Origin of the sequence: Bacillus sp. JJ1566, assembly GCF_036962685.1 — a bacterium.
Classification (GTDB): domain Bacteria; phylum Bacillota; class Bacilli; order Bacillales; family Bacillaceae_L; genus Ferdinandcohnia.
In genome coordinates, this window is record NZ_JBALOP010000064.1 from 23,623 (window position 1) to 31,409 (window position 7,787).

Sequence of the window (7,787 nt, forward strand, 5' to 3'; positions counted from 1 at the left end):
AGTTTTCTCAATCATATCCTTCCGTTTGTGCAGAGAGTCACCCCTCTGTTTTACTTAAAAGGAATCGCGGTCGTGATTGATGACAACCGGGAGGCATCCGCCGAAACTTCGATAAACCTCCACCTCGTCAACTAAACCTGTAACAACAGCCTATGCGTTGTTACTATTTCCGTTCATGGTTTAGTTCTGGCGCTTTATATATGATTTGTTTGATCTGTTTTTCCCCCCTCTCAATATAAAAAAGAACAAGAACAATAATACAATAGAAAAACTAAACTCGTCAATCAACATGGAATCAAATATCCATGTATACTAAAAAAATATGCAAGCTTGGTACATGATGTGCCAAGTTTGCATATTTTTAATTATTTATTCTATTCCCATTTCTGTTTTTACAACAGCTACAATACAGTCTACATATTCCTTACATAGTTCCTCTGTTGGAGCTTCTGCCATTACCCTTACTAATGGTTCAGTTCCGGAAGGACGAACTAAGATACGACCATTTCCATTCATCTCAGCTTCTACCTGTTCGATAACCTCTTTAATTACTGGATTGTCTGTAACATGGTATTTATCAGTAACCTTCACATTTACTAATAGCTGCGGGAATTTTGTCATTTCACTTGCAAGCTCTGATAAAGGCTTGTTTGTGCTCTTCATGATATTCACTAATTGCAGACCTGTTAATAGCCCGTCACCAGTCGTATTGTAATCAAGGAAAATGATATGCCCAGATTGTTCTCCCCCTAGGGTATATCCGATTTTCTTCATTTCCTCTACCACATAGCGGTCACCAACAGCGGTTTGCACACTCGCAATGTCGTTTGCTTCTAATGCTTTATAGAAGCCTAGATTACTCATTACCGTTGAAACAACTGTTTGATTCTTTAAACGACCTTGTTCCTTCAAATATTTTGCACAAATATACATGATTTGGTCACCATCAACGATATCCCCATTTTCATCAATCGCAATTAGTCGGTCACCATCACCATCAAAGGCAAGTCCAACATCCGCTCCCTTTTCCTTTAAAAACGCGGCCAGTGCCTCTGGATGTGTTGAACCTACACCTTCATTGATATTAAGACCATTTGGAGATGTCCCCATTGTTGAAATATCTGCATCAAGATCAGCAAATAAATGAGTAGCAAGAGAAGATGTTGCCCCGTGAGCGCAATCCAATGCCACATGAATACCTGTGAAATCCTCGTCCACTGTTTGCTTTAAGAATTGGAGGTATTTTTGTCCACCCTCGAAATAGTCATTTACCTGTCCTAAATCAGCTCCAATTGGACGTGGAAGCTGATCTTCAGGTAAATCTAAAAGTGCCTCGATTTCATTTTCCTGTTCATCAGAAAGCTTAAAGCCATCTGGACCAAAGAACTTAATTCCATTATCTTGGACTGGGTTATGTGAAGCAGATATCATCACGCCTGCTTCGGCACCTAAAGCCTTTGTTAAATACGCTACTCCTGGAGTAGAGATGACACCTAAACGCATGACCTCTGCCCCAATCGATAATAGCCCCGCTACAAGAGCTCCTTCTAGCATATGCCCTGAAATACGAGTATCACGGCCAATTAGAACCTTTGGTCTTTCTTTATCTTTTGTTAATACATAACCTCCAAATCTTCCAACCTTAAATGCAAGCTCTGGAGTTAATTCGCTATTTGCAACACCACGTACACCATCTGTACCAAAATATTTTCCCATTTTAAATGATCTCTCCTTTTGCAGATACTTCCTTTACCCTTCTATTGCAGTGATTCGTATCTTTGCCTTTTCTTGCGGTAATGCCCACGTCATATTGTCTGGGCCCTTCACTTCTATATCTACTTCGTGTTCTCCAATTTCTAAATTGGTCACATCGATAAATACATCGAGATTAGTAGGACTTGTCCCTTGTATAACACTTGGTGCACCTTGAACTTCTAAATTAAGGGTCCCTGTATCTGGGTTTAAAAAGGTAAGTGCATATTGAGCTCCTAATCCTTGACTTCTAATGGATAAATCCGAGAAGGTTTCCGACATCTCTTCTTCGATATCGACTGTTACCTCAATTTCCTGTGGAGATACCTGGATAACCCCTTTTGGTATCGGAACCTTCACTGTAATCGTAGAATCTTCCTTTATTTTATCTAGGTCAATTTCACCTTCAATAGAAGAAATGGCATCAATAACCTCTTTTGGACCAAATATTGTAACCTGATTTGGCGTTGGCGTGATATTGACTAAACTTAACCCATCCGCAAGTTTTCCTTTTTGCTTAAGCGCAAATGCGACGGATTTATTCGGGCTTACAATTGGAACCGTGATTTCAACAACATTCGGCTCAACGGATACCGACAATACATTTTGATTTTTATCATACACAGCTACTCTCGATTCCTGTGTAAATGTCTCCGATACTCCCTTAAGGTCGACAACTGCTTTTACTAGCGCAATTCTTTCGATTTCCTCTAAGGCTCCGGTGATTTTAACAACTCGAGGTGCTGCTACCGGCTGTTCGATTGTATATCCTTCTGCTACCTGATCGCGGTTAACAAAGTCGACTTCAACTGGGAATTCCTTTGTCACCTTTTCCTGAATGACGACGGTAATTTCAGCAGGATCTATTTTTACTTTTATTTTCTCAGATACATTTCGATATTGTAGCTTTACCTTATGCGTACCAACTGATAACTGAGTAAGGTCTACATACACTTCCATTTCCTTTTGAAGACCTTCCCTTTTGGTAACCCCGGATGGCCCTTCTATCGTTACGTTCACATATTGTGGAACTCCAGATACCACTAGATTTTGATCATCATAATACGTATTTACCGGAATCTCTGTTAATGTTTCCGTGTAATTTGAAAATAACGGCAACCCTGCAGGACTCTTGGAAGCAGGTTGATTTTCAAAGCTGACAGATGCAAATAAAAGCAAAGCAATTAACAATGCAATAATCCGTGTAACCCAACGGTTATCAATTAATTTATCCATTCTTTTTCCCCCTCCATTGCCAAAGTGGATGAGAGGTAATGCTTTCGTTCGTTATTAGCTCTTGTTTTAGTAGATCCCGAAATGCATCAGGTTTCAAATCACGGTGTAGTTCACCGTTCTTTGTTAAGGAGACAGCTCCTGTTTCCTCTGATACAACAATAGTAATGCTGTCTGTTACCTCACTAATCCCAAGTGCAGCGCGGTGCCGTGTTCCTAATTCCTTTGAAATAAACGGACTCTCTGAAAGTGGTAAATAACAAGCGGCAGCGGCTACCTGATTTCTTTGAATAATAACGGCTCCATCGTGTAAAGGAGTATTTGGAATAAAGATATTGATTAGTAATTCTGATGAGATGGATGAATTTAGCGAAATCCCCGTTTCCACATAATCTCCCATTCCCGTTTGTCGTTCGATTGAGATAAGAGCACCAATGCGGCGTTTTGCCATATAATCTGTCGCTTTTGTGATGGCTTCAATTAATTTTACCTGCTGGTCATCTTCATCCGTACCGCTTCTAGAGAATATTTTACCGCGGCCAAGCTGTTCTAATGCCCTTCGCAATTCAGGCTGGAATATAACGATAATCGCCAAGAATCCCCAGTCCATCACCTGGTCCACTAACCAAAACAATGTATGTAATTCTAACAGGCTGCTCAATAAGCGAATAAAAACGATCACAATAATACCCTTCAATAACTGAACAGCCTTTGTTCCGCGTATGAGGGATAGTAATTTATATATCACATACCAGACAAGGAGAACATCTAAAAAAATGCCGAGGTAACCTAGTAATGGGAGTTCATTAAATGACATTCTCACACTTCCTCTATGAAATAATCCAAAAAACATAGTTAGCTATAATATTATATCATATAACTTTCATGTACCAATTACAAATTAGTAGGAGGATAAGCTTAAATTCGAACCGAAAAAAAGACCATCGTGTCCGATGGCCTATTCATCTTGATCAAAAATATGGATTGCATCTGTTCCTACCTTTTTTATATGGTACCAAAGCCACTCGAACATCTGGTTGACTTCTTTGATTTCACCAGTTACATTTCCAGCTGCGGCCATATAATTCTCCCCATTAATGACAGTGACATCTCCTTCTACGTCTCCCTCAATGACGATCTTTCCGTTCTTAACCACGACATCGCCCTTCACGGTTTCGCCTTCTGGAACAATCACAGTATTATTTTCAACAATTAAGTTTGGTTGCTTTGAAACAGAGAATTGCTCACTTTCATTCCAGACTGAAAAAAGACTCCCTGCCATTAATAATAGAAAGAGTGAGGCAGCTGTTAGCATTGGATGCTCTCTAAACCAGCGTCTAAAACTCACGGTACGTTTTTCCTTCGGTAGATTTTGCATGACCTTTAGTGTGAAATCATTGGGTGCGGAAATGTGAGAAGTACTTTGTACCAACGCAATGGTTTTCTTTAGCTCATGAAAATGCTGATAGCATGATTCGCATGTATGCAAATGCTCACGTAGTAGCTTCTCGTCCTCTTCAGAAATGTCTTCATCTAGGTAATTGTGCATTAGTTCAGTCATGTTGTTTTCTGAACAGTTCATTTTTTTTCACCCCTATACATGTCGAAGCTGATTTCGTAATGCTTCTCGTCCTCTGTGAATTCTTGTTTTTACCGTGCCCACCGGCAGGTCAAGAATTTCACTAATTTCCTTTAGTGAAAACTCCTCGATGTATTTTAAAACAATAACGGAACGATACTTATCCGGAAGCTTCAGTATTTCTGCTTGGATTAATTCCTGAAGCTCCATGGTCTCTAGCTCGTCCTCCGGTAGCGCTGCGTCTGCAGCAATCTGCGAATACATAGTTAGTCCATCTGAGCCTGCAAGCTCAGCATCTAGATAGTAGTCAGGTTTTTTCTTACGAATGCGGTCAATCGACAGATTCGTTGCTATACGATATAGCCATGTTGAAAACTTTTTATTCAAGTCATAGCTGTGAATATTCACAAATGCCCGAATAAAGGCTTCCTGAGCAATATCCTCTGCCTCGTGTCGGTTTCCAAGCATACGATAGCATATTTGAAAAACCTTGTCTTTGTAAAATTCTACTATCTCCGCAAATGCATTCTGATCTCCATTTTTTATCTGCTTAATTCTGTTTTTTATAATTGTCTCCATTTTTATATACCTCCGCCACTGCGGGTATCATTATTTACGATTCAAATGTAAAAAGGTTTCATTTTCTCCATAAGTTTCATTTTAACAAATTTTGGCTAGTTTATGTGGCTGGAAATCAAATCTTTAAAATAAAAAACACAGTACCTCTTTTTAAAGAGATACTGTAACGTTCCTATAAAAGTTTTTCACCAAATAAAGAACCCATTAATGCAACAGCTACAGAGGCTGTTCTATTTTTATCATCTAAAATTGGGTTAACTTCTACAAATTCAGCAGAAGTAATTAATGTGGATTCCTCTAACATTTCCATTGCTAAATGACTTTCACGGTAACTAATACCCCCAAGCACAGGGGTTCCCACTCCTGGAGCGTCATGTGGATCTAATCCATCTAAATCTAATGATAAGTGCACACCATCTGTTCTTTCTCCAAGATAAGCAATCGTCTCTTCCATCACCTTTGTCATCCCTAAACGATCAATTTCATGCATCGTATACACTTTAACCCCGAGTTTTTTAATTAACGCTTTCTCACCTTCATCGAGTGATCTCGCACCGATAATGACAACGTTCTCAGGTTTGACCTTAGGACTATACCCTGCGATTTCTGTAAGACGTTTATGACCAAGTCCAAGACTTGCCGCTAGTGGCATTCCGTGAATATTACCAGATGGTGAAGTATCTGCAGTGTTTAAATCACCGTGGGCATCATACCAAATGACCCCTAAGTTTTGATAATGTTTAGAAACCCCTGCAAGTGTCCCAATTGCAATACTATGGTCACCGCCTAAAACAAGCGGAAATCTTCCACTTAAAATGACCTTGTCAACCTCAGCAGCTAGCTTCTCACTTGCTTCAGATACTTTCTCAAGGTTTTTCAAATTTTCATCGTTCGTAACTTCCCCCCGTGTAGGACGTGCAATTTCAATATCACCTAAATCATCTATATCATAATCAAGTCTTTCTAATCGTTCAACAACACCCGCATATCGAATCGCACTCGGCCCCATATCAACCCCTCTACGCATCTGGCCTAAGTCCATCGGAACCCCAATGATCGAAATATCCTTCTTCATGATAAAAAGCCCCCTTCCCCCATATATCCTATTGTAACTGCTTACAACCAAATGACTCAACTCAACAAAATCTTGTATATCTATACACTTTTTAAGAAGAAGAAATGATATCACCCACGTAACTGGAGAATAAGAGGAGAAGGAAATCAGGGAACGTGGTTTATTGTGGTTGGGAGATATTAGGCGAAGGTCGACCTACAAAGCACGGTATCACCCTCGTAATTGGAGATAATTAGGAGATGAATGACATGTAAAGTACGGTATCACCCTTGCAACTGGAGATAATCAGGAGATGGCGAACATGGAATGCATATTGAATTTAGGCAAAAAAAATAAACCTCATAGGTTTATAGTGTATACATCATGAAATTGGTGGAGCCTAGCGGGATCGAACCGCTGACCTCCTGCGTGCAAGGCAGGCGCTCTCCCAGCTGAGCTAAGGCCCCTAAATATGAAAAAGAAGTAGTTCGTGGAGGAAAAGACACGGATTCAAACCCGTGACCCCCACCTTGGCAAGGTGGTGTTCTACCACTGAACTACTCCCGCTTAAAAGATGAGCCATGAAGGACTCGAACCTTCGACCCTCTGATTAAAAGTCAGATGCTCTACCAACTGAGCTAATGGCTCATAATAAAAGATTATGAATAGAAGTGTAATTCTGCATATCATATAAAAATGGCTGGGCTAGCAGGATTCGAACCTACGAATGACGGAGTCAAAGTCCGTTGCCTTACCGCTTGGCTATAGCCCAATGAATAATCTTAGTGAATCTCCTTCTTCGAATACGCTTCATGAAGCTTCTCCAAAAGAGGATATTTTGGGATATTTCAGCAGGAAATATCACGAAATGTCGTCGACATTACTAAGTATTAACCGGAAATCTGATGCATTTAATTACCCTATTATCTTGCACAACCGACAACAAAATATGAGTAATTTTACTAATTAATTGTACGATTTCCATAAAAATAGCCTACTTCATCCTTTTGAACTTGTCCAAAGAAAGAATAAAGGCTTTTCGAAAAATAAATGGTGGAGGGGGACGGATTCGAACCGCCGAACCCGGAGGGAGCGGATTTACAGTCCGCCGCGTTTAGCCACTTCGCTACCCCTCCACTATTAAAAAAATGGTGCCGGCGATAGGAGTCGAACCCACGACCTACTGATTACAAGTCAGTTGCTCTACCAACTGAGCTACACCGGCATTATTAAAAGGTTAAATGGTGGAGGATGACGGGATCGAACCGCCGACCCCCTGCTTGTAAGGCAGGTGCTCTCCCAGCTGAGCTAATCCTCCGTTGGTGACCCGTACGGGATTCGAACCCGTGTTACCGCCGTGAAAGGGCGGTGTCTTAACCGCTTGACCAACGGGCCATTTTTGAATTCACATTTTTAAGCTTCCAAGCGGGCTCGAACCGCTGACCTCTTCCTTACCATGGAAGTGCTCTACCAGCTGAGCTATGGAAGCAATGGCTCCGCAGGTAGGACTCGAACCTACGACCGATCGGTTAACAGCCGATAGCTCTACCACTGAGCTACTGCGGAATAAATGCCTAGCGACGTCCTACT

General features: G+C 40.8%; 6 protein-coding genes and 10 tRNA genes. All 16 read right to left on the reverse strand.

Annotation, left to right across the window (positions count from 1 at the left end; translation table 11 throughout):
* Positions 1-369: 369 nt before the first annotated feature.
* The 16 genes from glmM to V7112_RS21930 all read right to left on the reverse strand — a co-directional run bounded on the left by glmM (position 370) and on the right by V7112_RS21930 (position 7,763).
* Complete coding sequence (gene glmM / locus V7112_RS21855) at positions 370-1,716, reverse strand: phosphoglucosamine mutase (RefSeq protein ID WP_335423753.1); 1,347 nt, start codon at positions 1,714-1,716, stop codon at positions 370-372.
* 33 nt (positions 1,717-1,749) lie between these two features.
* On the reverse strand, positions 1,750-2,988 hold the full coding sequence (locus V7112_RS21860; RefSeq protein ID WP_335423756.1) for a CdaR family protein: 1,239 nt from the start codon (positions 2,986-2,988) through the stop codon (positions 1,750-1,752).
* Complete coding sequence (gene cdaA / locus V7112_RS21865; RefSeq protein ID WP_335423757.1) at positions 2,981-3,802, reverse strand: diadenylate cyclase CdaA; 822 nt, start codon at positions 3,800-3,802, stop codon at positions 2,981-2,983. The genes V7112_RS21860 and cdaA overlap by 8 nt, the downstream gene beginning before the upstream one ends.
* A 141-nt stretch (positions 3,803-3,943) precedes the next feature.
* Complete coding sequence (locus V7112_RS21870; protein ID WP_335423760.1) at positions 3,944-4,567, reverse strand: anti-sigma factor; 624 nt, start codon at positions 4,565-4,567, stop codon at positions 3,944-3,946.
* 12 nt (positions 4,568-4,579) lie between these two features.
* Positions 4,580-5,143, reverse strand: a complete 564-nt coding sequence (sigW, locus tag V7112_RS21875) for an RNA polymerase sigma factor SigW (RefSeq protein WP_335423762.1) — start codon at positions 5,141-5,143, stop codon at positions 4,580-4,582.
* Positions 5,144-5,315: 172 nt separating this feature from the next.
* On the reverse strand, positions 5,316-6,218 hold the full coding sequence (gene rocF / locus V7112_RS21880) for an arginase (protein ID WP_335423764.1): 903 nt from the start codon (positions 6,216-6,218) through the stop codon (positions 5,316-5,318).
* A 370-nt stretch (positions 6,219-6,588) separates the two neighbouring features.
* A tRNA-Ala gene (locus V7112_RS21885) sits at positions 6,589-6,664 on the reverse strand.
* A gap of 24 nt (positions 6,665-6,688) precedes the next feature.
* Positions 6,689-6,761: transfer RNA gene (locus V7112_RS21890), tRNA-Gly, on the reverse strand.
* A gap of 11 nt (positions 6,762-6,772) precedes the next feature.
* Positions 6,773-6,845, reverse strand: a tRNA-Lys gene (locus V7112_RS21895).
* A gap of 49 nt (positions 6,846-6,894) precedes the next feature.
* A tRNA-Gln gene (locus V7112_RS21900) sits at positions 6,895-6,969 on the reverse strand.
* A gap of 279 nt (positions 6,970-7,248) precedes the next feature.
* A tRNA-Tyr gene (locus tag V7112_RS21905) sits at positions 7,249-7,333 on the reverse strand.
* 13 nt (positions 7,334-7,346) lie between these two features.
* Positions 7,347-7,422: transfer RNA gene (locus tag V7112_RS21910), tRNA-Thr, on the reverse strand.
* Positions 7,423-7,439: 17 nt separating this feature from the next.
* Positions 7,440-7,515 (reverse strand) — tRNA-Val (locus tag V7112_RS21915).
* Between the two features lie 2 nt (positions 7,516-7,517).
* Positions 7,518-7,592 (reverse strand) — tRNA-Glu (locus V7112_RS21920).
* A 21-nt stretch (positions 7,593-7,613) separates the two neighbouring features.
* Positions 7,614-7,686, reverse strand: a tRNA-Thr gene (locus V7112_RS21925).
* A gap of 2 nt (positions 7,687-7,688) precedes the next feature.
* Positions 7,689-7,763 (reverse strand) — tRNA-Asn (locus V7112_RS21930).
* Positions 7,764-7,787 lie beyond the last annotated feature (24 nt).